The organism is Actinobacillus vicugnae (assembly GCF_901687125.1).
In the GTDB taxonomy this organism is placed as follows: Bacteria; Pseudomonadota; Gammaproteobacteria; order Enterobacterales; family Pasteurellaceae; genus Actinobacillus; species Actinobacillus vicugnae.
In genome coordinates this window covers 11,953-35,192 of record NZ_CABFJY010000015.1, presented here as the reverse complement: position 1 = coordinate 35,192, position 23,240 = coordinate 11,953, and the positions used below count along the sequence as shown (strand labels likewise).

Below are 23,240 nucleotides of genomic sequence, written 5' to 3'. Positions count from 1 at the left end.
TGTGATGTATTACAACCAAAAGCGTATTAAAATGGATTTAAAAGGATTGAGCCCTGCACAATACAGAGCTCAATATTTATAGTGTACTAACCTGTCCAACTTTTGGGGGGCAGATCAATAAGCGGTCAAATTTGCTAAAACTTTTGCAACGTTAGATTTTGCAAAATTAAGTGATAATTTGACCGCTTACGTATTGATAAACCTAATCACTTAGGTTGAGTTTTAAGTTATTTCACTAACACACTAATTTCCCCGATTTTAACACCAATGTGCGATCGCATAGATATTCCAAAGCTGCTAAGTGGTGGGTAATAAATAGAAAGCTGATCTTAGATTCCATTTGTAGCTGTTTTAATAATTGCAGAATTTGCAATTGGTTGATGGTATCTAAATTACTTAATACTTCGTCTAAAATAATTAATGAAGGTTGTGTGATAAGCGCTCGGCACAGGCAAACACGCTGTGCCTGCCCGCCTGAAAGTTGTGCGGGGTAAGCATCAAGCAAATCTGATGCCAAGCCTACTCTAACTAACCATTTTTGCGCTTCTGCTCTAAGATTTTCCCTCTTCCCTAAAATCACTAATGGCTCCGTTATCGCTTTCCACACGGGAAAATGTGGATTAAGTGAAGATAAATAGTCTTGAAAAACCACGCTAATTTGTCGCTGGCGCACTTTGGCTTTGGTAACACTTTCGCCATTGAGCCAAATGGCGCCCTGATCGGCTTGTTCAATCCCACAAATTAGGCGAGCCAATGTACTTTTACCCGCTCCACTACCGCCAATCAACCCGACACTTTCACCTGCATAGAGTTTAAAACTAATCTGTTGCAAAATTGGTGTCTTTTCTCTGCCAAACAAGCGGTGAGATTTGGGATAAAATTTGCAAAGATCTTTTACTTCTAACAATGGTTTATCTAAATTCACTTGGCAAGGCGCACGGCTTTCAATTTGGCTAAGATATTGTGCATAATTAACTAGTTTTTGGCTAGCAGGATGCTGTAACACTGGCGATTCTCCGCTTATGTTCTGCCATTGTTCAACAATTTTCCCTTGCTCTAACACGGCGATTTCATCGGCTAATCGATTAGCTAACGTTAAATCATGGCTAATAAAAAGCAGTGCGGATTGTTGTTTGATTTTAAGAAATAGCGGAATCAGCGCCTGTTGGGTGGCGTAATCCAAAGCAGAGGTTGGCTCATCCGCAATAATCAGTTCAGGAGAAAGCGCCATAGTTAGCGCAATGACCATTCGCTGTAATTGACCGCCACTCAGCTGATTTGGATAACGTTCAAGCAAGGTGTTGGAAAGCTCCACTTGCGCTAGCATTTTTTCAGCTAGTATTTTTGCCTCGTACGTGTTCAGATTTAAATGAAAACAAAGGGTTTCTTGAAATTGTTTAATCAACGGCATTAGCGGATCAAAAGCTTGCATTGGATCTTGCACAATTAAACCAATTTTTCTCCCCCGAAGTTGGGCGATGGTTTGTGTATTAATTTGGTGATTTTTAAATAAAATTTGACCGCTTGTTTGCAAATTGGCGGGCAACATTCCTAAAATCGCTTTGCTTAATAAGCTTTTACCCGCACCACTTGCCCCAACCAGCGCTAAGCAATGTTTAGCGTTCAGCGTAAGCGTGATGTCCGTGAGTAATGGTTTGGCATTCACACTTTGTACATTTAACTTATCGATCTGTAAAATAGTCATGTTCACTCTCAGTATTGCGCCCAAAGTAATCACGCAAAAAATCACCAAAGCCATTAAAGGCGATCACCACTAACACAATCGCAAGCCCAGCAGGCAACATTTGTTCTGGGTGAAGCAACATAATATTTTTGGCATCAGCTAACATATTGCCCCATTCTGGCGTTGGCGGTTGAACGCCTAAGCCTAAAAAGGATAAACCTGAAATCATTAACATGACACTCCCCATATTGGCGGTGGCTAAAATGGCCAGTTCAGCAAACATTAGCGGTAAAATATGCTGAAATAGTAAGTGACGGTATGAAGCGCCTGCGGTTTTTGCAAACAGCAAGTAATTTTTGTGCGTGTGTTGCAATACGATCCCTCGGATCATTCGGGCATACCACGTCCATTTTACCAGTACAATCGCTAATAAAATATGCTCAATCCCTGCGCCTAATATGCCGACTAATGCAAGAATCATCACCTCAGCAGGAAATGACAGCATTACATCACAACCACGCATTAACAGATTGTCTAGTTTGCCACCAAAGATGCCTGCAAGCATACCAATTAGAGCGCCAATCAATAAGGTGAGCAGCATGGCGCCCACCGCATAAAATACCGAGCTACGAATGCCAAATATCAGCCGTGAAAAAATATCTCGCCCGAGGTTATCCGTCCCCAACCAATAGAGCGAACTTATCGGCTGATATTTTGCGCGAATATTGGTCAACGTAGGGTCAAAAGGTGCAATTTGTTCGGCAAAAATGCCCGCTATCGTGACCATGCAAAGCAGAATCACACAGGCTAGCGCAAATTTGTCTTGATACAAGCGGTTAAAAAAACGCATTATTTTGCACCTCTTAAACGAGGATCTAACCACTGTTGCAACACATCATTCAGAAAATTGAAACTTAAAAAAAGTAACGCCATCAACAAAATATAGCCCTGAATAACGGGATAATCTCGGGAAAAAATCGCTTGAATACACAATCTGCCAATACCATTCAATGCAAAAATATTTTCAATTACCACTGCTCCCGCTAATAATTTAGGAATCGACATACCCATTCCAGTGAATAGGTTATGTAGCGAATTAGGTAAAATATGACGAAAAATCAACCGTTTGTAGGACAAGCCCCGTGCTTTAATATATTGCGCATAGGGCTGTTTTAATTGCTGAATCATGGTCCCTTGCATTAAGCGAAAGTAAGTGCCGATATAACCAAGCGCTAAGGTAATTGCAGGTAAAATTAAACCGCTTGTTTGCTGTAATCCACTGACGGGAAACCATTTTAGCTGTACCGCAAAGCTCCAAATAAGCAATAACGCCAGCCAATAATTTGGCATAGCGGTGAAAAAAAATAACACGCCACGCATCAGCTTATCACCCCAACTGTGCAACACAAACATAGAAAGGCAACTCAACCCCACTGCAACTATAATTATTAGCAATAAGGCACCAAAGGCTAAATAAAGTGTGGTAGGCAGTGCGTGAGCAAGTTCGTCTAGCACAGGTTGATGAGTGATAAAAGAATGCCCAAAGTCGAGGTGTAAAATCCGCCAAAGCCAAAGCCAATAGCGATACAAAAACGGTTTATCCAAGCCCAATTCTGTACGCGTTAACGCAATCACTTCGGGGGTCAATTCAATATCATGCACTCGTAGCGCCACAATCGTCGGATCGCTTGGCGCTAAATGTAACAAACAAAATGCCACAAACGTAATCAATAAGATAACGAGTGGCATAACTAAAACTCGATGTAAAATCATTGTAAGTTAAGGTTGAAAAGTCATTCTCTCAAATGGAATTTCATATTGGGACTGATTAAAACTCACGCCCTGCAACTGTGTGTTAAATAGTGCTTTGGTGCGCGAATAAGTGAGCGGAATATAGACCGCTTGCTCCGCTAAAGTCACATATAATTTTTGATAAAGTGATTGGCGAGTGGTTTCATTTGGGGTAATCAGTAATTCTGAAATCATACGATCAATTTCTGCTTTATTTGCCAAACCTTTTTGTCCTTGGTAATCCGCATGGGCTGGAATGCGAAATGAAGACACAAACGAAGCAGGATCATAAGGTTTTCCCCATGAAAGCGAATACTGAATATCAAATTCACCTGATTTTTGACGATCTAAAAACGCTTGTTTTTCTTCACCTAAGATTTGCAATTCCACGCCAATTTTTTTGAAATCGGCTTGAAGTAACTCAGCAATCTCTTTTTCTGCGGCATTATTGATATTATAAGACAATAATAGCGTCAGCGGTTTGCCGTTTTTATAGCGTACATCTCCAGCTTTTGGCTGAAGCCAGCCAGCTTCGTCTAGTAATTGTTGGGCTTTTTGCAAATTATACGGATAAGTTGGCACAGCAACATTGCTATATGGCACATCTTTTGCCATTAAGGTTTCTGCAACCAGCTCACTGCCATTGAAAATCCCTTCTGCGATCGCAGTTTTATCTACGGCATACGAAAGTGCTTGACGCACTTTTAGCTCTTTGGTGATCGCACGGCTTGAATTAAGCACTAATGTTCGTGAGGCAATCGGCTTACTTAATAAGTGCGTAAAGTTTTGAGAAGCCGCCAGTGCTTGAAAACTTTCCATATCCAACATGTCGCCGTCAGCACCAAAAATCAGTTGAATATCACCTTTTTGTAACGCTAACAACATGGTTTGTCGATCGGGAATCACTTGCCAAACAACCGCTGAAAGTTTTGGTTGTTCGCCCCAATAATTCGGATTACGTTCAAAGCGAGCGAATTCATTTTTTCTATGTTGTGTGAGTAGCCAAGCACCTGTACCAGCGTAACTACTTACGCCATTTTTGGTTTTACCGTCGATAAATGCTTTCGGAGAAATAAAACGAAAAGGGCGGGTGATACCTAATTCAATTAAAGTTGGGTAATAAGCATTTTTCAGTTTTAGCTCTACGGTATACTCATCTAAAGCGGTCACTTTTTCGATTTCTTTTACCAATTCTAACCAAGCATGGCGCTGATAATTATCTAATACTGCTTCAATATTTAATTTAACTGCTTGCGCATTAAACGGCTCACCATCGCTAAATTTTACATTTTTGCGCAAGGTGAAAGTATAAGTTTTGCCATCGGGAGAAATTTGCCAACTCTCCGCTAACCATGGTTTGATCCCTTGATCGGTATTTAATACCAATGGCTCAAACAACATATTTTGTGCTGCCATTTCGCCACTGTATAGATGGGGATTAATATCACGAATATCTTTTGTGCTAGCGTAATCTAACGTATTATTTGCCTGATTAGCATAACCGCTAAACGGTAAACAGAGCGCTAGCCATAACCACTTAGTTAATTTCATCTTGTCTCCTTTTGTTGTTAAAAAATAGCAAAATCCGACCGCTTATTATTTTTGTGTCACGATCATAAACATTGGTGTTGAAGCACCATTAATTTTTTCTTCGAAATCCCAAACAATATCGCTGATTTGTCTATCGATCATCAATTGTTGAAAACCAATATTCAGTAAAGTTTGTGCGTCCCATTGCGGGCGTAAAATTCGGCTTAAAGGTAATTTGCGAGCAATATCATCCATTTTTTTCGTGTTTGGATCAGCATAGTGATCGACCACTGCATTTTTAGCGGTATTCGCACGGTCTTGCGCAAAACCTTTTTGATATTCTTCATCAAACAAATGCAAATACCAGTTTGCATCAAAATTAATTAAACGCCCACCTTTTTTCAGTACACGATGCCAATCTTGATAGGCTTGTGCTGGCGCATTTAAATTCCAAGTAACATTACGGCTCACAATCAGATCAAACTGCTCTGCTTCAAACGGTAAATGATGCACATCGCCTTGCACAAAATTAATTTCAACTTGAGCTTGTTTGGCATTCATTTTCGCTTTTTCGAGCATATTAGTAGTAGCGTCAATTGCAGTGACTTGATGCCCTGCCTGAGCCATTAAAATCGCAAAAAAGCCAGGGCCTGTGCCAATATCTAGCACTTTTAATGGAGAATCGGAGTGTGGCGCATGCGAGAGGATCACTTTTTGCCAAATTTGACTTTTATCACTATGGAGTTCGGCAAGGTTTTCTTGACTATAAGTTTCGGCACGATAATCCCAATAATGGGTAATCTCTTGAAGAAGGGGCTGGTGAGTTGTGAAATTCATAAGCGGTTAAAATTAGCTAAAAGAGGTTAATTATTATAGAATCTGAAGTTACTTTAGAGTCAAGTTGGAATTAGGTTAACTATGGAGCAAACTGCTAAAATTAGTATGAAAATCGGCAAACTTGCCAACGCTGTCGGCTGTACCGTGGAGACGATCCGTTTTTATGAAGCGCAGGGATTGATTTCTACCCCCGCACGTACCGCTGGTGGTTTTAGAGTTTATTCTGAAACGCATTTACAGCAACTCTCGTTTATTTGTTATTGTCGCTCATTGGATATTTCTCTTAAAGAAATTAAGATGTTACTCAATATTACTAAAGCGGAGGGTAAGCAAATCAAAGAATTGGATAACTTATTAGATCGTCATATTAAAGAAGTGGTTAAACGGATTCACGAACTCGATCACCTACGGTTACGTTTGCTTTCGCTGAAAAATGAATTGAATCAGCACAGTTCCGATAATGCAAATTTAATGAAAATGTTACTCACCCATCGCAATTCACATTTTGTACCAATCACATGAAGCAAAATGCCACGACTTCTCGTGGCATTCAAACTATTCTCTTAATTTTTCAATTTCTTTAGTAAATTCTTCAATATCATCAAAACTCAAATAAACCGAAGCAAAACGAATATAAGCGACTTTATCCAGCTGTTTTAACGCATCCATTGCCAAGCTACCAACCAATTTACTTGGTACTTCTCGTTCACCTGTTGATTGCAATTGAATGATAATTTTGCTCACTGCTTTTTCTAAGTCGTCTGCACTTACTGGACGTTTTTCTAGCGCACGGCTTAAACTTACTCGTAATTTATTTGCATCAAAGGGCACTCGATTGCCGTTATTTTTTACAATATACGGTACAACTAATTCAGCAGACTCAAACGTTGTAAAACGCTCTTTACAGCTTACACATTCACGGCGACGGCGAATTTGATAACCATCTGCAGCTAAACGTGAATCTACCACTTTAGTGTCTTCCGCAGCACAAAATGGACAACGCATTATGCTTCCCCTCTATTTTGTTCAAGAAATGTTTTTAATAAATTTTCTGGCGGCGGCGGCATCTGTAAGAAAAAGCCTTGAGTTTGAATCGCTTGCAACACTTCTGCATTTTTTGACCGCTTGAGTTGCTTCTCACCCGCTAAATTAAACAACATTACAAATTGTGGCTTGCCAAACATTTGGCGTAAAGGCTCTGGTACACAATCAAATTGATCTCGTTTTGCCACATAAAGAAACATGCCTTCTTTTTTCGGGCTTTTATAAATTACGCACAGATTAGTACTCATCGTCATAGGCTCCACCAGTATAGTTATCGAATCTTGAATATTGTCCTTGGAAAGTTAAACGCACACGTCCAATTGGACCATTACGTTGCTTACCAATAATAATTTCCGCAATACCTTTTAAATCTGAATTATCGTTATACACTTCATCACGATAAATAAACATAATTAAATCAGCATCCTGCTCAATAGAGCCCGATTCACGCAAATCCGAATTTACAGGACGTTTATCCGCACGTTGTTCTAGGCTTCGGTTTAACTGCGAAAGCGCTACAACTGGTACTTGCAATTCTTTTGCTAACGCTTTTAAAGAACGAGAGATCTCAGCGATTTCTAACGTACGGTTATCCGAAAAGGCTGGCGCACGCATTAATTGCAAATAATCCACCATAATCATACTTAAACCGCCATTTTCACGGAAAACCCTTCTGGCACGAGAACGCAACTCGGTTGGTGTTAAACCTGAACTGTCATCAATATAGATATTTTTGCGCTCTTGCAAAATTGCCATAGTGCTTGAAATCTTTGCCCAATCTTCATCATCATGAATTTGCCCTGTTCGGATTTTGGTTTGGTCCACTCGAGAAAGTGATGCCAACATACGCATCATAATCTGATCGGCAGGCATCTCAAGACTAAAAATCAATACTGGTTTAGCTGGTTTTTTGCGAGGATTGCCGTATTCATCTAAATCATTTGGATCTTCCACATCCACCAGAGAAGCATTTTCGCACAGGTTCATCGCAAAGGTAGTTTTACCCATAGACGGACGTGCTGCCACGATAATTAAATCTGATGGCTGTAGCCCCGCTGTTTTTTTGTTTAAATCAATAAAACCTGTGGAAACGCCTGTTACCCCGCCGTTATTACGGTTTTTCGAAAGCATTTCAATACGAGCTAACGTATTAATTAAAATATCATCAATTTTTTGCGGACCTTCATTGCTGGTATTACGTTTTTCCGCAATTTCAAACACAATACGTTCGGCTTCATCCAACACTTCTTTAGCATTTCTGCCTTTGGTGTGATACGCCATTTCTGCAATTTGGTTACCTGCGGTAATCACGCCACGTAAATCAGAACGATCTCGCACAATATCTGCATAAGCAAGAATATTTGCCGCACTTGGCGTGTTTTTCGAGAGTTCAGCTAAATAAGCAAACCCTCCTACATCTTGTAGCACACCTTTATCTTTTAGCGCTTGATCTAAGGTAATAATGTCAATCGGCTGATTATTACGCACTAATTCCACCATTTGCTCAAAAATAGTGCGGTGCGCATAGTTATAAAAATCTGTTGGTTGTACCCGTTCAGCAACATTATCCCAATGGTCGTTGCTTAACATAATACCGCCTAATACCGCCTGCTCTGCTTCAATTGAATGAGGAGAAATGGCAATTTGCTCGACTTGTTTATCTCTTGCACTATCTTTATTTTGAGGGGTGTATTCAGCCATTTTTTAAAACTCTAATTAATTGATGATATAAATAGTTTAGCGGAAATTCAGTTAAATTGAAATTTGCAATTTTTAATCAGACTCTACCAAATTCTTGATTAAAGCCTCTTTACATCATGAAAAATATTATTAAAATCATTGAGAATAATTTTCACTTACAACCAAAATTTAACTTAATTAAAAAAAGGACGGTTCTATGTTAAAAAAAACGCTCTTTAGTTTAACTCTCGCAGCAGCACTTACTACTTCAGCATTTGCAAAAGATGTCACAATTCCGACCGCTCGTGGTGAAATCACCTTTAGCCAAACGCCACAAAAAATTGCTGTATTTGATGCGGCAACAATTGATGTGTTGCAACATTTAGGCGTGCCTGTTGCAGGCTCTCCAGATGTTGCTAAAACCCTGCCTTATTTAAAACCTTCGGTAGAAAAAGCAACCAATATTGGAACAGTATTTGAACCTAATTTAGAGACATTAAATAGTTTAAAACCTGATTTAATTATTGTTGCTACTCGCTCGGCAAAAAAACTGGATGATGTAAAAGCGATTGCTAATGCGATTGATTTAACGCCAAATCCAGAACTCAATACAATTGAAGCAGGCTTAGTCAATCTGGATAGCTTAGGTAAATTGTTTGCTAAACAAGAGAAAGCGAATCAATATAAAACTGAAATTGAAACACTCTTAAAAGAAACACAAGCGGCAGTTAAGGGCAAAGGTAATGGTTTAATTATTATCGTAAATGGCGGAAAAATGTCTGCCTTTGGTGAAAAAGGTCGCTTAGGTTGGGTTCATTCCGCACTTGGCATTCCTCTTGCTAAAACAGATGTTCACAAAAAAGGAACTGGACATGGCGAACCAATTTCTCACGAATTTTTACAAAAAGTAAATCCTGATTGGTTATTTGTGCTTGATCGCACAGCAGCTATTGGCGAAGAAGGCAAAACCGCGCAAGAAGTATTAGATAATGAATTAGTTCATCAAACCAAAGCTTGGAAAAACGGCCAAATTGTGTATTTAAGCAGTTCGGCATACCTTGCTGCTGGTGGGATCGAACAAATGCGTACCGATTTAATTAATATTAAACAGGCATTTTCTAAATAACTTTTCCGCCCTCATCATGTGGGGGCGATACTTTTCTCTAGTCTATGTTTTCACTTACAAAAATTAGTTTTTTTCTACTTTTAGTACTGAGTTTATTAAGTATGTCGGTGGGCGTTGCCGATTTTCACTGGTCAGCATTGCTCTCTGATCCTGAACAAACACAACTTTTTCTGATTAGCCGCCTTCCTCGTACTTTGGCAATTATTTTAGTGGGTGCCACGCTTAGTGTCGCAGGCATGGTGTTACAAATCGTCTTAAAAAATCGTTTTATTGAACCGAGTATGATTGGTGCTAGCCAAAGCGCTGCGCTCGGTGTGTTGGCTATCAGCCTACTTTTCCCTGCTGCTCCGCTTGTGGCTAAAATGTCGTTTGCCACTTGTTGTGCTTTAATCGGCATGGGGATCTTTATGTTATTACTCAGAAATCTACCGCCTCATCAAAAATTAATGATGCCATTAGTGGGTATCGTATTTGGCAATATTATTGAATCCATTACCACTTTTATTGCTTACGAAACGGACTCTTTACAACTGCTATCAATATGGTTTGCGGGCGACTTTTCTGGTGTACTCGCTGGGCGGTATGAATTATTGTGGCTGACTGCTGCGCTTTCTATTGTCATCTATATTATGGCAGATCAACTTAGCATTGCAGGACTTGGGCAAAATATTAGCACTAGTCTTGGAATCAACTACCGCCAAATGACTTGGCTAGCTTTAATTACGGTTGCACTGATTACCGCGGTAGTAGTGGTAACAATTGGGCAGATTCCATTTATTGGCTTAGTGGTGCCAAATATTGTTTCTCGTTTAGCGGGAGATCGATTACGTAAAAATCTACCAACCGTTGTTTTATTAGGTGCAAATCTTGTACTGGTTTGCGATATTATTGGTCGAGTCATCAACGCACCTTATGAAGTACCAATTTCAACTATTTTTGGGATTTGCGGTACGTTAGTTTTCCTTTATCTGTTATTCAAGGGGAAACGTCATGCGTAAATCAATCATGTTACTCGGCTTGCTCACATTAATTCTAATTGCAAGCGGTCTGTTTTTTATGACATTTAACGCAAATGGTAACTGGGATTTTGTATTACCCTTCCGAGGCAAGAAACTCGTATTACTTTTAACCATTGCGTATACCATTGGTGTCTCGACGTTATTATTCCAAACCTTAACGAATAACCCAATTCTCACGCCAAGTATTTTAGGGTTTGATTCACTCTATTTACTGACTCAAACACTACTTATTTTTATTTTTGGTGGAATTGGATTTACACAATTAGATATAGCCAATAAGTTTGCTTTTGAAAGTTTGCTGATGTTAGGCGGTTCATTATTGTTATTTAATACTTTAACCAAAGAGCATAATGATCTCACCCGTATGATTCTAGTTGGGGTTATTTTTGGCGTATTATTTAGAAGTCTAAATAATTTGTTACAACGAATGATCGATCCTGAAGAATTTGCGGTTGCACAAGGCTCATCTTTCGCAAGTTTTAATAGCGTAAATCCAACACTGCTTTGGATTGGCGCAAGTATTGCTATACTCAGCGCAATATGGATTTGGCGGCAACAGCATAAATTAGATGTGTTGTTACTTGGGCGGGATCGCGCGATTAGCTTGGGGATCAATTACCCGACTTTCTCTCGCCAATTGCTGATTTGCTGTGCATTACTTGTCTCTGTTTCAACCGCATTAGTCGGGCCAATTATATTTTTAGGTTTGCTTGTTTGTGCGATTGTAAATGCGCTAAGTCCTGTGATTGCTCATAGCGTACGTCTACCGATGACATTCCTTATTTCAGCGATCACTCTCGTCTTAGGGCAAGCTATTTTCGAGCAATTGTTAGGAATGCAAGGCGTACTTAGCGTAGTCATTGAATTTTTCGGTGGCATAGTGTTTATTTATTTGATCTTAAACAGAAGAAATTACGATGATCGATATTAAAAATCTTTCCTATAAAATTGGAAATGCAACCATTCTTAATCATATTAATTTGCAGATTGCTAATGGTGGGATTACTGCATTAGTTGGTGCAAATGGTGCAGGGAAATCTACCTTACTCTCACTTATCGCCCGCCTACAACATATTCAAAGCGGTCAAATTTGGCTAGATAATTACAATATTGCGGAAACAAACTCCCGTACCATAGCCCAACATTTAGCTATTTTGACTCAAGATAACGTGATTCATAGCCGAATTACCGTACAAGATTTATTGATGTTTGGGCGTTATCCTCATCATCAAGGGAAAATTACCGAGCAAGATCAACAAGTTGTAGAGGAAGCGTTACAACGTTTCGAACTTTTTAAACTTAAAGATCGCTTTTTAAATGAATTGTCTGGAGGACAACGCCAACGAGCGTTAATTGCGATGACATTCTGCCAGCAAACACAATATGTATTGCTGGACGAGCCACTCAATAATTTGGATATGTTCCACGCCAGAGAGTTAATGCGATTATTACGCAAATTAACTGATGAACTACAACTTACCACGGTAATGGTAGTACACGATATTAATATGGCTGCGGCTTATGCTGATACGATTGTGGCGATGAAAAATGGTGAAATTATTATGACAGGCTCACCTGAAACCATAATTACACCCGAGAATTTAAGAACAGTGTTTAATTTAGAAGCAGAAGTGCTTGAGCACAATGATAAACCTTTAGTCATTCATCATATCTAATCATCTAAATTTGGATAAAATAGCTACAAGCGGTCTAATTTGTAAAAAATCTTGCAAATTAGACCGCTTATTTTTTTGTTTTCCAGTGATCTTTTAGCTTGTATAAAGTAAAATATAAAAGATTTTGTCTTGTGCAAAATCGAGTAAATTTAATCACTATGGAGATATTGTTATGGCAATGAATAACATCTTTGGTTTATTCGCACAATCGCCACTAACCCCACTACAAAAACTTGCTTTTAAAGTAACTGAATGTAGTGAATTACTTGAACCATTCTTTGAAGCAACCTTTGATCACGATTGGGATAAAGCTGCGGATGTAAGAACACAAATTATCGATTTAGAACGCCGAGCTGATACATTAAAACGTGAAATTCGTTTAAAACTTCCGCGCGGTTTATTTTTACCTGTTGAACGTGGAGATTTATTAGAAATCGTAACGCAATTGGATAAATTAGCAAATTACTCAAGAGATATCTCTGGTCGAATTATTGGACGCCAATTAGTTATTCCTGAAATTATGCAACCTGCATTCAGACAATTTTTATTCCGTAGTTTAGATGCAACACGCCAAGTAAGAAAAGTACTTGATGAAATGGACGAATTACTAGAAACAGGTTTTAGAGGACGTGAACGCCATTTTGTAAATAATATGATTCTTGAACTTGATCAAATTGAAGACGATACCGATCAACTTCAAGTCAGCTTACGTCGCACATTACTTGGTTTAGAGAAAGATCTAAATCCAATTGATGTGATGTTTTTATATAAGTGTATTGAACGAATTAGCATTCTTGCGGATCAAGCTCAACGAATCGGCTCTCGCATTGAATTAATGCTAGCTAAAGCCTAGGAGAATTCATGGAACTTATTAATCAATATGGTTCAATTTTAGTTATCATTACAGCATTCTTAGGCTTTTTGATGGCATTTGGTATCGGAGCAAATGATGTCTCTAACGCTATGGGAACGTCGGTTGGTTCTGGTACGATTACTGTAAAGCAAGCGATTCTTATTGCAATGGTTTTTGAGCTTGCTGGTGCCTACCTTGCGGGTGGTGAAGTAGCTGATACAATCAAAAGTGGCATTATTCAACCTGACGCATTTACAGGGCGTCCTGATATTATGGTGTTAGGTATGATGTCTTCACTTTGTGCCTCTGGTGTTTGGCTTGTTATAGCAACTAAAATGGGATGGCCAGTATCTGGTACACATACTATTATTGGTGCAGTTATCGGTTTTGCTTGCATTACAATTGGAACTGATGCCATTCAATGGGGTCAATTAGGTGGTATTGTTGGAAGTTGGTTTATTACTCCTGTAATTGCAGGCATCATAGCGTATTTAATTTTTATTAATTCACAAAAATTAATTTTTAACCGATCTAACCCTCTTGAACAGGCTAAAAAATTTGGTCCTCTTTATATGGGAATGACCATTTTTATTATTGCTATTGTTACTATTGCTAAAGGTTTGAAACATGTAGGCTTACACCTTACAAACTTTGAAACATTTATTATTTCACTAGGTTTAGCTCTTATTGCAGTAACATTTGGCTATTTCTATTTCCGTAGCCAAGCATTCTTAGCTAAGATGAAAGCAAATGATGATGGTAAAGGCTTCATTGGCGTAGAAAAAATCTTTAGTATTTTAATGCTGTTAACTGCCTGTGCAATGGCTTTTGCCCACGGTTCTAACGACGTAGCCAACGCAATCGGTCCTTTAGCTGCGGTACAAGCTATCGTTGCTAGTGGTGGTGTAATTCAAGAAAAAGCAGCTCTTGCGCCATGGATTTTGCCGTTAGGTGGCGTTGGTATGATTGTAGGACTTGCAGTAATGGGACGAGCTGTGATGGCAACGGTTGGAACAGGTATTACGGAATTAACACCTAGTCGTGGATTTGCAGCACAGTTTGCTTGTGCGGTAACGGTCGTTATTGCTTCTGGTACAGGGTTACCAATTTCGACAACACAAACACTTGTTGGTGCAATTCTTGGTGTAGGTTTTGCACGTGGTATTGCTGCATTGAATCTAGGGATAATTCGCAATATCATCGCCTCATGGGTTGTTACCCTTCCTGCAGGTGCTATTTTGTCAATTATTTTTTATTATATTCTTAGTGCATTTTTTCACTAATTAACCCAAGGAAAAACACGGGTAATACGTGTTTTTCCTTTTATTCAGAAGGACATCGATTATGCTAAAACGAAAGCCAACCCTACTCGCTTGTTTATTACTCGGAACCTCTCTTCCTGCTTTTTCAGCAGACTATATTACTGAAAACCTCAGTACTTATATGCGTAAAGGGGCTGGCGATCAATACAAAATTTCAGGTGCTATTCAAGCAGGTGAAAAAGTTACGGTGTTAGATCGTAAAGATCGCTTTGTTCTAATTCGTGATAGCAAAAATCGTGAAGGCTGGGTACTTGCTTCAGAAATTTCTCAAACCGCAAGCCCAAAAGACTTAATTCCACAATTACAGCAACAAGTGCAAGATTTAAGTAATAAGCTCAGTAAAATTGACAGTGACTGGCAGCAAAGAACGGTTGAGATGCAACGCCGTAGCCAGCAATCAGAGCAACAAAGTAGTGAACTACTTGATCAAAATGCACAACTCAAACGTGAGTTGGAAGTATTGAAAAATAAGAACCGTGATTTAGAAACCATGCACGATTCTGAAAAGCGTGAAATTGTCATTCAGTGGTTTATTTATGGTGGTTCAGTATTAGCGGCTGGCTTATTGCTAGGGCTTTTAATTCCATTTATCTTGCCTCGTCGCAAACGAAGTAACGGCTGGTCATAATCACAGTTTGTGTTAGCTTATAAGCGGTCTGTTTTTGTAAAAATCTTACCAAAATAGGCCGCTTATTTTTTGATAGTGAGCACAACATTTTCCGCTTCATAGGTACAGCCTTGCCACTGATAGCCATACTGCTCACATAGCAACTCAAAATCATCTGGACTACTCGTCCGATTTAAATAAATTACTAACCTAGCCGGTTCGGGTAATGTTGCCAATGCCTTTTTCGTCATCAATAAAGGTAATGGACAACTATATGCTCTCAAATCTAATTGATACAAATTCATTGATAGCTAAGAGGAAGGGATTATTTAGATACTTTTCTGCGAGCCGCCATTACTTCGCTCATTTGCGCTAACTCTGCTTGCGCAAGGTGCAAACGTCCTAGCTCAAATAAGGGTTCTTCAATCGCAATATGCACATCATAGCCTGCTATGAATTGAGCAATGAGCGCTGAATCGATCTCTGTACGCTGCCCCGCTACCAACTGTTCTAACTGAACAGAAAGTAACGCCCAATTTTGATGCAACACCTCGTGCTGGCTTTCTAACTTATCCACCTCGCTTTGTGCCTGAGGTTGTACCTGAACCAAAGCAGGGAAAAAATTACATTCTTCATCTTCATGGTGCAAAGGTGCAGAAAGATTAAAGTAATTTAGGATCTGTTGAACATCGTTTTTCACCGCTTGGGTCACACCGTGTTGTGCCAGATATTCAGGCAAAATTTGTAGCTGTTTGCAAAAGCGTTTTACTTTGCTATGGCAAGCGTACAGCATATCAATTGGCTCTGCCCAACTTGCGAATTGTTGTGGTTGTAGCTGTTGCATAAAAATCTCTATGGGTAATAAGGATTGAGAAAAAGGCACAAGCGGAAACTTGTGCCATATTAGTTTTATTTATTTGCTTCTGATTGTAATGGCGGAACTTCTTTACCAATTTTGGCATAAAATTCAACCACAAAATCATCAAAGCGATCTTCTTCAATCGCTTGACGAATTTGAGCCATTAAACGTTGATAGTAGCGTAAATTGTGAATGGTATTTAAACGTGCCCCCAGAATCTCACCGCATTTATCTAAGTGGTATAAATAGGCTTTCGTGTAGTTTTTGCAAGTATAGCAATCACATTCTGGATCTAATGGCGTAGTATCCGTTTTATATTTTGCATTACGGATTTTCACAATACCATTGCTTACAAATAAGTGTCCATTACGTGCATTACGAGTTGGCATTACACAGTCAAACATATCAATGCCACGGCGCACACCTTCAACTAAATCTTCAGGTTTGCCCACCCCCATTAAATAACGAGGCTTATCTTTTGGTAATAATGGCGTAGTAAATTCAAGGATACGGTGCATTTCTTCTTTCGGTTCACCAACCGCTAAACCGCCTACCGCATAGCCGTCAAAGCCAATATTGACTAAACCTTCAACCGAAACTTTGCGCAATTCTTCGTAAGTTCCGCCCTGTACAATGCCAAATAACGCACGTGGGTTTTGTAGTTCATCAAAACGATCACGGCTCCGTTTTGCCCAGCGCAGTGACATTTCCATTGAGTTTTTCGCATAATCGAATGTAGCTGGATATGGCGTACATTCATCAAAAATCATTACGATATCTGAACCAAGATCGTATTGAATTTCCATTGATTTTTCTGGCGAAAGGAAAATTTTCTCACCGCTAATTGGATTTTGGAACGTTACCCCTTCTTCTTTAATTTTACGCAATTTACCTAAACTAAATACTTGAAAACCGCCAGAATCTGTTAAAATTGGACCGTGCCATTGCATAAAATCGTGCAAATCGCCGTGTGATTTCATCACTTCCTGACCTGGGCGTAGCCATAAATGGAAGGTATTACCTAATAAAATTTGCGCTCCTGTTGCCGCTACTTCTTCTGGCGTCATACCTTTTACTGTACCATAAGTACCCACGGGCATAAATGCTGGCGTTTCCACCACATATTCACCCTTCGGACGAGAAAAAGTTAAGCGGCCACGACGCGCATTACCACTTGTTGTTTTTAATTCATACTTCATTGAAATTCCTTATAGATAAACAGTCTATAAACACAAATAAGCGGTTATTTTCCGCTAATTTTTTGCAATTAAAAGCGGATACCAGTCCCAAGACTGAAACCCGCACCCACACCATTTGAGCCGCCACCAACACTTGCACCACCGCCAAAAGTACAGCTGGCTAGCACAAAAATGCTGAGGCAAACAATAATTTTTTTGATCATATTGTTTCCTTCATGGAAGGGAATTGTTATAGTCCCAACCAAATGCAAAAAGAGATCTATTTTACTCTTTTTAACTCAACAAAACTAGAATAAGCCATACAACACAAGGAAATCTTATGAAAAAAGCCTTTAAACTATTGTTCAGCAGCACATTATTATTGCTATCTCTTAACCTACAAGCATTCAGCATCAGCCAGCAAGAGATCAATCAATATCTTGAAACACGTTTAGCCGAAAAAATCCCACTAAAAGATAAAGTAGGCATTCCAGGTTTATTCCAGTTGGATTATCATCTCTATAATTTAGCTACACAAATTGGGCAAACGGAGGAAAAAAAGGTTGCTGTATCAGGCATTATTGATGGCATTTTACACGCGAAAGGCAAAAAATATAATGCGAAAATCCATTTAAATATGGACACTACCCCTTTTTATGATTCAGAGAAAGGCGCGTTATATTTAAAAGATGTGCGCTTGTTAAGCTATTCAGCTACACCTGAAAAATACCAAGACGAATTACAAATTTTTCTGCCAATGCTAATGGATGGACTCGCTAATATTTTAAATAGTACGCCTATTTATACATTGGATGAAACCAAAACCAAAGAGGCATTAGTAAAAAAATTTGGTAAAGCGATTGTGGTTGAAAAAGGCGCATTAAAACTAGAAACCTCTGTTTTTTAAGAAATTTTGTGATCTAGTGCTAATTTTTGAATATTGCTCGTTGCTCCAATTACATTTTTGACTAAAATTTACGGTGTATTATTTAACGCCATAGGACAGGAGATTATATTATGGAAATTGGCATCGTGAAGTGGTTCAACAATACAAAAGGTTTTGGTTTTATTACATGTGAATCTTTTGATGGTGATATTTTTGCCCATTTTTCCGAAATCCAAAGCGAAGGTTATCGTTCCCTCAAAGTCGGACAAAAAGTACAATTTGAACTGATTAATGGTGAGCGTGGCGCTTCAGCTGCCAAAATTACAGTTGTAGAATAACGCAACAACAAAGATTTTATTACAATCCTCATGAGTTTTTTAACCACGAGGATTTTTTTATTTTAGGTCTAAGCATTCTCCTTTATTGATATTAATGTGAAGTAACTTGCCTTAGTTGATAAATAGTCATACGAGATAAAAATAGAGTAATTAGCACATAAAAAACGGTCACACATCCTTATAAAAATACGACCGTACTTTAGGTTAGCTTATTTCTTCTCAATTAAACGATATTCAATCGGAATCCAACGATAGCTTCCCTCTTTTTCCGCACGGATATGTCCGATACCTGGGAACGGTAAGTGCGCACCTGCCACCAAGATTTTACGTTCCGCAATTTTAGGCAACATCGTCAAACGTGTTTCGCGCGCGGCGTTGGCATCGGTGTCAAATTCCACCGCAACTGCGGGGTGATTCATTTGAATGGAATGGCTGTGCATTACATCGCCCCACACAAGTAGGTTTTCGCCTTTGGATTCAAACTCAAAACCGCTATGTCCTGGGGTATGCCCGAACAATGGAATGGATTTCACATTCGGGATCACTTCATCGCCCGAGTCGTAGAATTTCACACGATCAGCTTTCAAATAAGGTGCAGCCGCTTCTCTTGCCCATTGCACAAAAGGTTTCGCTGGCTCTGGCACTTGTTCCATTGGCATATCTAACCAAAAGCCTTTTTCTTGGTTTGGCAAATAGATTGTCGCATTCGGGAACACCATTTCGCCATTCACCGTTACGCCACTGAAATGGTCGGCGTGCATATGGGTTGACAGAATGATGTCGATTTGCTCTGGCTTGTAGCCTGCTGCTTCAAGGCTTTTCACTAATAAGCCGTTTTCTTCCATAAATTTTGGAATTTGTGCTTCGCCTTTACCCGCATCAATCAAAATCAGGTTATCGCCTGTGTTGATTAAAAAGGCGTTAATCGCCCCTTCCACACCGCCGTGCTTTGAACGTGGGGCAAATTCGTGATTTAAAATCGCCTCTAATTCTTCCGCTGATAAATCGGTATAGTTGGCAAACATTTCGGTGTCAATCAAGCCCCAACCGTCATAAAGTGCGGTCACTTCAATATCGCCCACCATTACGCGGAAATAACCCGGCACTTGGGTTAATTGCATCGGCACAGGATTTTTAGCAGGAGTATGCGTCGGCTGCGCTTGAGTCGGCAAGTTCGCCAAACCAAGTGCGGCTGCTAGCAATGTAGTTAAAATCGTTTTCTTCATTTTTTATTCCTCATCAATATTGCATTCCTAACGTATTCTTTTCGCCATTGCTTCGGCATCATCAGGCATTAATTTACCGCCACCAAAGCTCATATTTTCTAACGGCAATGCGTAAATGAGCAAAGCAATGTCATCTTGTCCAATTCCTGCTTTTTCCACCGCATATTTCGTCACCAATTCGGTCAATTTACGTTTTTCTTCCAAGGTGCGAGTGGTACTCACATCAACGGTTACCACCATACGCTTATCGGTGCGTTGCATATTCGGAAAGGTTGGGTGAATAAACAAGTTTTCTTCCGAAAGTTCATTGATAATCACAAATTGATCGTCCATCGGGGCATTTAGTGCATCGTGAATTGCCAACACAAACGCATCAGCTAACCCTTGTTTCTGCTCTTTCGATAATTTCCCTTTTGCAACGTGTGCATTAAATACTGGCATAATTTTTTCCTCTATAAGTAACTCAATTTGAGCGTATTCTACTGACAGTTTCCACACAATAATAGGGATAAAATTCGCAATAAATGGGTATTTATGCACAATGGAATCAGTCAATTAATTTTCATTACAATGCAAATTAAAGGAAAAAATCGACTAATTTTCATTATGATGAAAATGCTTTCCTTGTAGTTAAAAATAGCAATTTTGTTTGATTTTCCTTATAATGCACAAAGACAAAAAACGTAGCTAAAGATAGGCAGAAAAATGGCGAATGAACTTTTTACTAATGGCAAACTACGCTTTGAGCAAGTGAAAGGTGTAGGAACGATTGAAGTAGATTTCCAACCTAATCAGCGTGTATATACGCTAATTGGGGAAAATGGCGTGGGAAAAACAAAGTTTTTGGAAAGTTTGTTTACGTTACTCTTACTAGCAAATAAACAAATGCGACAAAAAGAAGGTTGGTTTTATACTACAAAAATTCCTTTTAAATCATCAAATATTGTAAGTATTAATGAGAAAATTGATATTAAAGATGATTTTCGCTTACGTAAAAATTCAGAATTTCTGCTTAATGTTGAAAATAGCTTACCTATTATTTATATACCTGCACAAAATCGTAGTAATATTGAAGAACAAAATTCAAATATACAGAAATTAGGCAATAGTAAAGAAAGAAGTGAAAATTATTTACATAGATTATTTTCTATATTTAATTCTAGTTATAGTTTTAAAACACTAAGTGAAAACGTAAATATTCAAGAATGGATTATCCAACGAGCTCAATCTGCTAATCCATATCAAGCTAAAGAAGATAACCGTGAAATTGAAATTAAAACTTTATTATTATTGCTCAATAAAATCGATCAACGTATTGATAATGAATTTTTAGAAATTTCAGGGGATAATCGTGTATTTATTAAAATTGAAAATCAAAAACGCGAGCTTTCCGAATTATCAAGCGGTTTTACTTCTATCTTAAAAATGATTCAATCTATTATTGCTGGATATAGCTATTTTACCAATGAAGTACAAATTGCCAATGTGCGTGGCGTGGTGTTGATTGATGAAATTGAAAGCCATTTACACAATGAATGGCAAGTCAAAATTATTCCACTATTAAAAGAATTATTCCCGAATACGACTTTTTATATTACGACGCATTCATCATTAGTGATTAGCCAACTGGAAGACGGTGAAGCCTATCGTTTACAACGTGAAGATGATGGCGTGGTTTACGGCAAACCTATTCCTTATCCGAATAATGCTTCTTTTATTGATTTGCTCAATGAAGCCTTTAATGTGAATTTGAATAAACTCAAAATTGATCGTATTGAAGATGAATCGCAACAAAAAGCGAAAAAAGCATTATTAGCATTGGTTCAAGCCGAATTAGCAAAAGGGGCTAAATAATGGCAAAGTATTTATTAGATACCAATTATTTAGTTTACTTAGCTGATGAAGAAAGTGATGAAACTAAACGAAAAGAAGTATTAGAAGATTTAGCTAAAAAATTAGCACAAGAAGATACTTATTTTGCCTTAACGCCATTGATTCGTTATGAAGTTTTGCGTGGCGTTGATTGGCAAAATACCGAAAAATTACAGAAGATTAATGCGGCATTAGAACAATTTGAATCTTTGGATATTAACAAAGCATCCGCTGATTTAGCTCGTGATTTATATCGTTTTGATAGTTATCAAGCTAAGTTGAATGGAATACCTAAAAATCTAGAAAAACGTAAATTTGATATGTTTCATTATGCAGTAGCTTTTGTTAATGGATTGGAAATTTTATCTAAAGATAGTGATATTGCTAAAATTGAAGATTTACATAAACAAATGCTTGCAACAAAATAAAAATAAGCCGTTTGAACTTAGTCAAACGGCTTTTTTAATCATTTAGCCCCCAATAACCAATCCACAATATGCACAATTTCCACACCTTGTACTTCGCCTACGTCCATTCGGTTGGCGGTGATGACGGTTTTTTGGTAGTTATCAGGCAGATGAATCAAGTTGCCGATTTCACGGTTATTATCCATTGGCAGTTGCATTGCTACTTGGAAATAACGGATTTCACTGCCTTTTTTAGCAATAAAATCAATTTCTTTATTGTCATAAGTGCCGACATCCACTTGATAACCTCGGCGTTTAAGCTCGATAAACACGATATTTTCAATTTGATGACCAAAATTATCACGATAAGATTTATTTAGCGTGGCATTTCGCAAGCCAGTGTCCACGGTGTAGTATTTGGCTTGCGAACGCAAATGGGCTTTGCCGCGTAAGTCGTAACGCTTGGCTTCATAAAAAATATAGGCTTGGTTGAGCAAATCCACATATTTTGCTACCGCATTGTTACTCACCGCCGTGCCTTCGTTTTTCAGCGTGCCGACAATGCTGTTAATGGAAATGCTATTACCCACTTCACTCAACAAAAAGGAAGCCAACCGCCCCAGTACACCGTCATTGCGTAAATTTGCCCGCTCGCTCACATCTTTAAGCAAAATTGAATTAAAAATGCCATCTAAAATGGTATGCCGCACTTCATCATCATTCACTAACACTGCTGCAGGAAAGCCGCCTTTTTCCACATATTCAGAGAAAAGCTGATCAGGAATGCCACTAAATTGCTTAAATTGCAGATATTCTTGAAAAGAAAGCGGATAAATCGGGATTTCCACCATTCGTCCGACTAACAGCGTAGCCAGCTCGCCCGAAAGTAACGAAGAATTGGAGCCAGAAAGATAAATATCCGCATTGAGATCCAAACGGAAGCTATTTATTGTATCTTCCCACTGTTCCACTCGCTGAATTTCATCAAAAAACAGATACATTTTCTGATTAGGCAAGGCTTGTGCCATTACATAGTCATACAATGCCGTTGCCGTTCGTAAACTGCGGTATTGCATTGATTCAAAATTCACAAACACAATTTGTGCAGGCTGAATACCTGAGCCAAGCAAGTGTTGGCGGAACATATCCAGCACAAAAGTCTTGCCACAACGGCGTACCCCTGTGATCACCTTGATAAATTCGCTATCTTGGAATTTTTTGAGCTTTTCGATATATAAAGGACGTTCTATCATAGTATTTGCATTATAAGTTAATTTGAGCCTAATATTAGGCTTATTTTCATTA

At 38.7% G+C, this 23,240-nt stretch carries 28 protein-coding genes; 13 read left to right on the top strand and 15 right to left on the bottom strand.

Annotation, left to right across the window (positions count from 1 at the left end; translation table 11 throughout):
- Positions 1–4 precede the first annotated feature (4 nt).
- Positions 5–82 carry an IS3 family transposase gene (locus F8M47_RS12445; RefSeq protein WP_150538505.1) on the top strand — a complete coding sequence of 26 codons (78 nt, stop codon included), beginning with the start codon at positions 5–7 and terminating at the stop codon, positions 80–82.
- Positions 83–235: 153 nt separating this feature from the next.
- Here the strand turns inward: F8M47_RS12445 and F8M47_RS05085 are convergent, their stop codons facing one another.
- The 5 genes from F8M47_RS05085 to F8M47_RS05065 are packed head-to-tail and all read right to left on the bottom strand — an operon-like array spanning position 236 to position 5,842.
- Positions 236–1,705: an ABC transporter ATP-binding protein gene (locus F8M47_RS05085; protein WP_167509599.1), complete on the bottom strand. Its 1,470-nt coding sequence runs from the start codon at positions 1,703–1,705 to the stop codon at positions 236–238.
- A complete protein-coding gene (opp1C, locus tag F8M47_RS05080; RefSeq protein ID WP_208790029.1) occupies positions 1,683–2,534 on the bottom strand; it encodes a nickel/cobalt ABC transporter permease in 852 nt (283 codons plus the stop codon). The genes F8M47_RS05085 and opp1C overlap by 23 nt, the downstream gene beginning before the upstream one ends.
- Positions 2,534–3,457, bottom strand: coding sequence for a nickel/cobalt ABC transporter permease (gene opp1B, locus F8M47_RS05075; protein ID WP_150539093.1), 924 nt, complete (start codon positions 3,455–3,457; stop codon positions 2,534–2,536). Before opp1B ends, opp1C begins: the two co-directional genes overlap by 1 nt.
- 6 nt (positions 3,458–3,463) lie before the next feature.
- A complete protein-coding gene (gene nikA / locus F8M47_RS05070; protein WP_150539092.1) occupies positions 3,464–5,026 on the bottom strand; it encodes a nickel ABC transporter substrate-binding protein in 1,563 nt (520 codons plus the stop codon).
- A 45-nt stretch (positions 5,027–5,071) separates the two neighbouring features.
- On the bottom strand, positions 5,072–5,842 hold the full coding sequence (locus F8M47_RS05065) for a class I SAM-dependent methyltransferase (RefSeq protein ID WP_150539091.1): 771 nt from the start codon (positions 5,840–5,842) through the stop codon (positions 5,072–5,074).
- A 105-nt stretch (positions 5,843–5,947) separates the two neighbouring features.
- Between F8M47_RS05065 and F8M47_RS05060 the strand changes: the two genes are divergently transcribed.
- A complete protein-coding gene (locus F8M47_RS05060; protein WP_150539098.1) occupies positions 5,948–6,364 on the top strand; it encodes a MerR family transcriptional regulator in 417 nt (138 codons plus the stop codon).
- A 33-nt stretch (positions 6,365–6,397) separates the two neighbouring features.
- On the opposite strand, the gene nrdR is transcribed toward F8M47_RS05060, so the two are convergent.
- The 3 genes from nrdR to F8M47_RS05045 are packed head-to-tail and all read right to left on the bottom strand — an operon-like array spanning position 6,398 to position 8,587.
- Positions 6,398–6,847: a transcriptional regulator NrdR gene (nrdR, locus tag F8M47_RS05055; protein ID WP_150539090.1), complete on the bottom strand. Its 450-nt coding sequence runs from the start codon at positions 6,845–6,847 to the stop codon at positions 6,398–6,400.
- A complete protein-coding gene (locus tag F8M47_RS05050; protein WP_208790028.1) occupies positions 6,847–7,134 on the bottom strand; it encodes a YcgL domain-containing protein in 288 nt (95 codons plus the stop codon). The genes nrdR and F8M47_RS05050 overlap by 1 nt, the downstream gene beginning before the upstream one ends.
- Positions 7,124–8,587, bottom strand: coding sequence for a replicative DNA helicase (locus F8M47_RS05045; RefSeq protein WP_150539088.1), 1,464 nt, complete (start codon positions 8,585–8,587; stop codon positions 7,124–7,126). Before F8M47_RS05045 ends, F8M47_RS05050 begins: the two co-directional genes overlap by 11 nt.
- 196 nt (positions 8,588–8,783) lie before the next feature.
- Here F8M47_RS05045 and F8M47_RS05040 point away from each other — a divergent pair, with 196 nt between their 5' ends.
- From F8M47_RS05040 to F8M47_RS05010, 7 genes are all read left to right on the top strand, one after another.
- Positions 8,784–9,692, top strand: coding sequence for a siderophore ABC transporter substrate-binding protein (locus tag F8M47_RS05040; RefSeq protein WP_150539087.1), 909 nt, complete (start codon positions 8,784–8,786; stop codon positions 9,690–9,692).
- Positions 9,693–9,736: 44 nt separating this feature from the next.
- Positions 9,737–10,690 (top strand): ABC transporter permease, encoded by a 954-nt coding sequence (locus F8M47_RS05035; RefSeq protein ID WP_150539086.1) that lies wholly within the window; start codon positions 9,737–9,739, stop codon positions 10,688–10,690.
- Complete coding sequence (locus F8M47_RS05030) at positions 10,683–11,642, top strand: iron chelate uptake ABC transporter family permease subunit (RefSeq protein ID WP_150539085.1); 960 nt, start codon at positions 10,683–10,685, stop codon at positions 11,640–11,642. The genes F8M47_RS05035 and F8M47_RS05030 overlap by 8 nt, the downstream gene beginning before the upstream one ends.
- On the top strand, positions 11,629–12,387 hold the full coding sequence (locus F8M47_RS05025; protein ID WP_150539084.1) for an iron ABC transporter ATP-binding protein: 759 nt from the start codon (positions 11,629–11,631) through the stop codon (positions 12,385–12,387). The genes F8M47_RS05030 and F8M47_RS05025 overlap by 14 nt, the downstream gene beginning before the upstream one ends.
- 172 nt (positions 12,388–12,559) lie before the next feature.
- On the top strand, positions 12,560–13,240 hold the full coding sequence (locus F8M47_RS05020; protein ID WP_150539083.1) for a TIGR00153 family protein: 681 nt from the start codon (positions 12,560–12,562) through the stop codon (positions 13,238–13,240).
- A gap of 8 nt (positions 13,241–13,248) precedes the next feature.
- Positions 13,249–14,523 carry an inorganic phosphate transporter gene (locus F8M47_RS05015; protein ID WP_150539082.1) on the top strand — a complete coding sequence of 425 codons (1,275 nt, stop codon included), beginning with the start codon at positions 13,249–13,251 and terminating at the stop codon, positions 14,521–14,523.
- A gap of 61 nt (positions 14,524–14,584) precedes the next feature.
- Positions 14,585–15,190 (top strand): TIGR04211 family SH3 domain-containing protein, encoded by a 606-nt coding sequence (locus tag F8M47_RS05010; protein WP_150539081.1) that lies wholly within the window; start codon positions 14,585–14,587, stop codon positions 15,188–15,190.
- A 62-nt stretch (positions 15,191–15,252) separates the two neighbouring features.
- Here F8M47_RS05010 and F8M47_RS05005 read toward each other — a convergent pair whose 3' ends face one another.
- From F8M47_RS05005 to F8M47_RS12350, 4 genes are all read right to left on the bottom strand, one after another.
- A complete protein-coding gene (locus F8M47_RS05005; RefSeq protein WP_150539080.1) occupies positions 15,253–15,474 on the bottom strand; it encodes a sulfurtransferase TusA family protein in 222 nt (73 codons plus the stop codon).
- A 20-nt stretch (positions 15,475–15,494) separates the two neighbouring features.
- The gene (locus F8M47_RS05000) at positions 15,495–16,013 is read right to left on the bottom strand and encodes a hemerythrin domain-containing protein (protein WP_150539079.1); all 519 of its coding nucleotides are present in this window, start codon (positions 16,011–16,013) and stop codon (positions 15,495–15,497) included.
- A 65-nt stretch (positions 16,014–16,078) separates the two neighbouring features.
- Entirely contained in the window at positions 16,079–17,227 is a 1,149-nt protein-coding gene (tgt, locus tag F8M47_RS04995) for a tRNA guanosine(34) transglycosylase Tgt (protein WP_150539078.1), read from the bottom strand.
- Positions 17,228–17,295: 68 nt separating this feature from the next.
- Entirely contained in the window at positions 17,296–17,430 is a 135-nt protein-coding gene (locus F8M47_RS12350) for a hypothetical protein (RefSeq protein WP_280177513.1), read from the bottom strand.
- Positions 17,431–17,546: 116 nt separating this feature from the next.
- Between F8M47_RS12350 and F8M47_RS04990 the strand changes: the two genes are divergently transcribed.
- Both F8M47_RS04990 and cspD read left to right on the top strand, forming a co-directional pair.
- On the top strand, positions 17,547–18,113 hold the full coding sequence (locus tag F8M47_RS04990) for a YceB family lipoprotein (RefSeq protein WP_150539077.1): 567 nt from the start codon (positions 17,547–17,549) through the stop codon (positions 18,111–18,113).
- A gap of 110 nt (positions 18,114–18,223) precedes the next feature.
- Complete coding sequence (cspD, locus tag F8M47_RS04985; RefSeq protein ID WP_150539076.1) at positions 18,224–18,430, top strand: cold shock domain-containing protein CspD; 207 nt, start codon at positions 18,224–18,226, stop codon at positions 18,428–18,430.
- Between the two features lie 209 nt (positions 18,431–18,639).
- Here the strand turns inward: cspD and F8M47_RS04980 are convergent, their stop codons facing one another.
- A complete protein-coding gene (locus F8M47_RS04980; RefSeq protein ID WP_150539075.1) occupies positions 18,640–19,656 on the bottom strand; it encodes an MBL fold metallo-hydrolase in 1,017 nt (338 codons plus the stop codon).
- Between the two features lie 27 nt (positions 19,657–19,683).
- Positions 19,684–20,097: a tautomerase family protein gene (locus F8M47_RS04975; RefSeq protein WP_150539097.1), complete on the bottom strand. Its 414-nt coding sequence runs from the start codon at positions 20,095–20,097 to the stop codon at positions 19,684–19,686.
- Positions 20,098–20,361: 264 nt separating this feature from the next.
- On the opposite strand from F8M47_RS04975, the gene F8M47_RS04970 reads away from it, so the two are divergent.
- Positions 20,362–21,510: an AAA family ATPase gene (locus F8M47_RS04970; protein WP_150539074.1), complete on the top strand. Its 1,149-nt coding sequence runs from the start codon at positions 20,362–20,364 to the stop codon at positions 21,508–21,510.
- Positions 21,510–21,956 (top strand): type II toxin-antitoxin system VapC family toxin, encoded by a 447-nt coding sequence (locus tag F8M47_RS04965; protein WP_150539073.1) that lies wholly within the window; start codon positions 21,510–21,512, stop codon positions 21,954–21,956. The genes F8M47_RS04970 and F8M47_RS04965 overlap by 1 nt, the downstream gene beginning before the upstream one ends.
- 38 nt (positions 21,957–21,994) lie before the next feature.
- On the opposite strand, the gene F8M47_RS04960 is transcribed toward F8M47_RS04965, so the two are convergent.
- Complete coding sequence (locus tag F8M47_RS04960; protein ID WP_150539072.1) at positions 21,995–23,188, bottom strand: ATP-binding protein; 1,194 nt, start codon at positions 23,186–23,188, stop codon at positions 21,995–21,997.
- Positions 23,189–23,240: the final 52 nt, after the last annotated feature.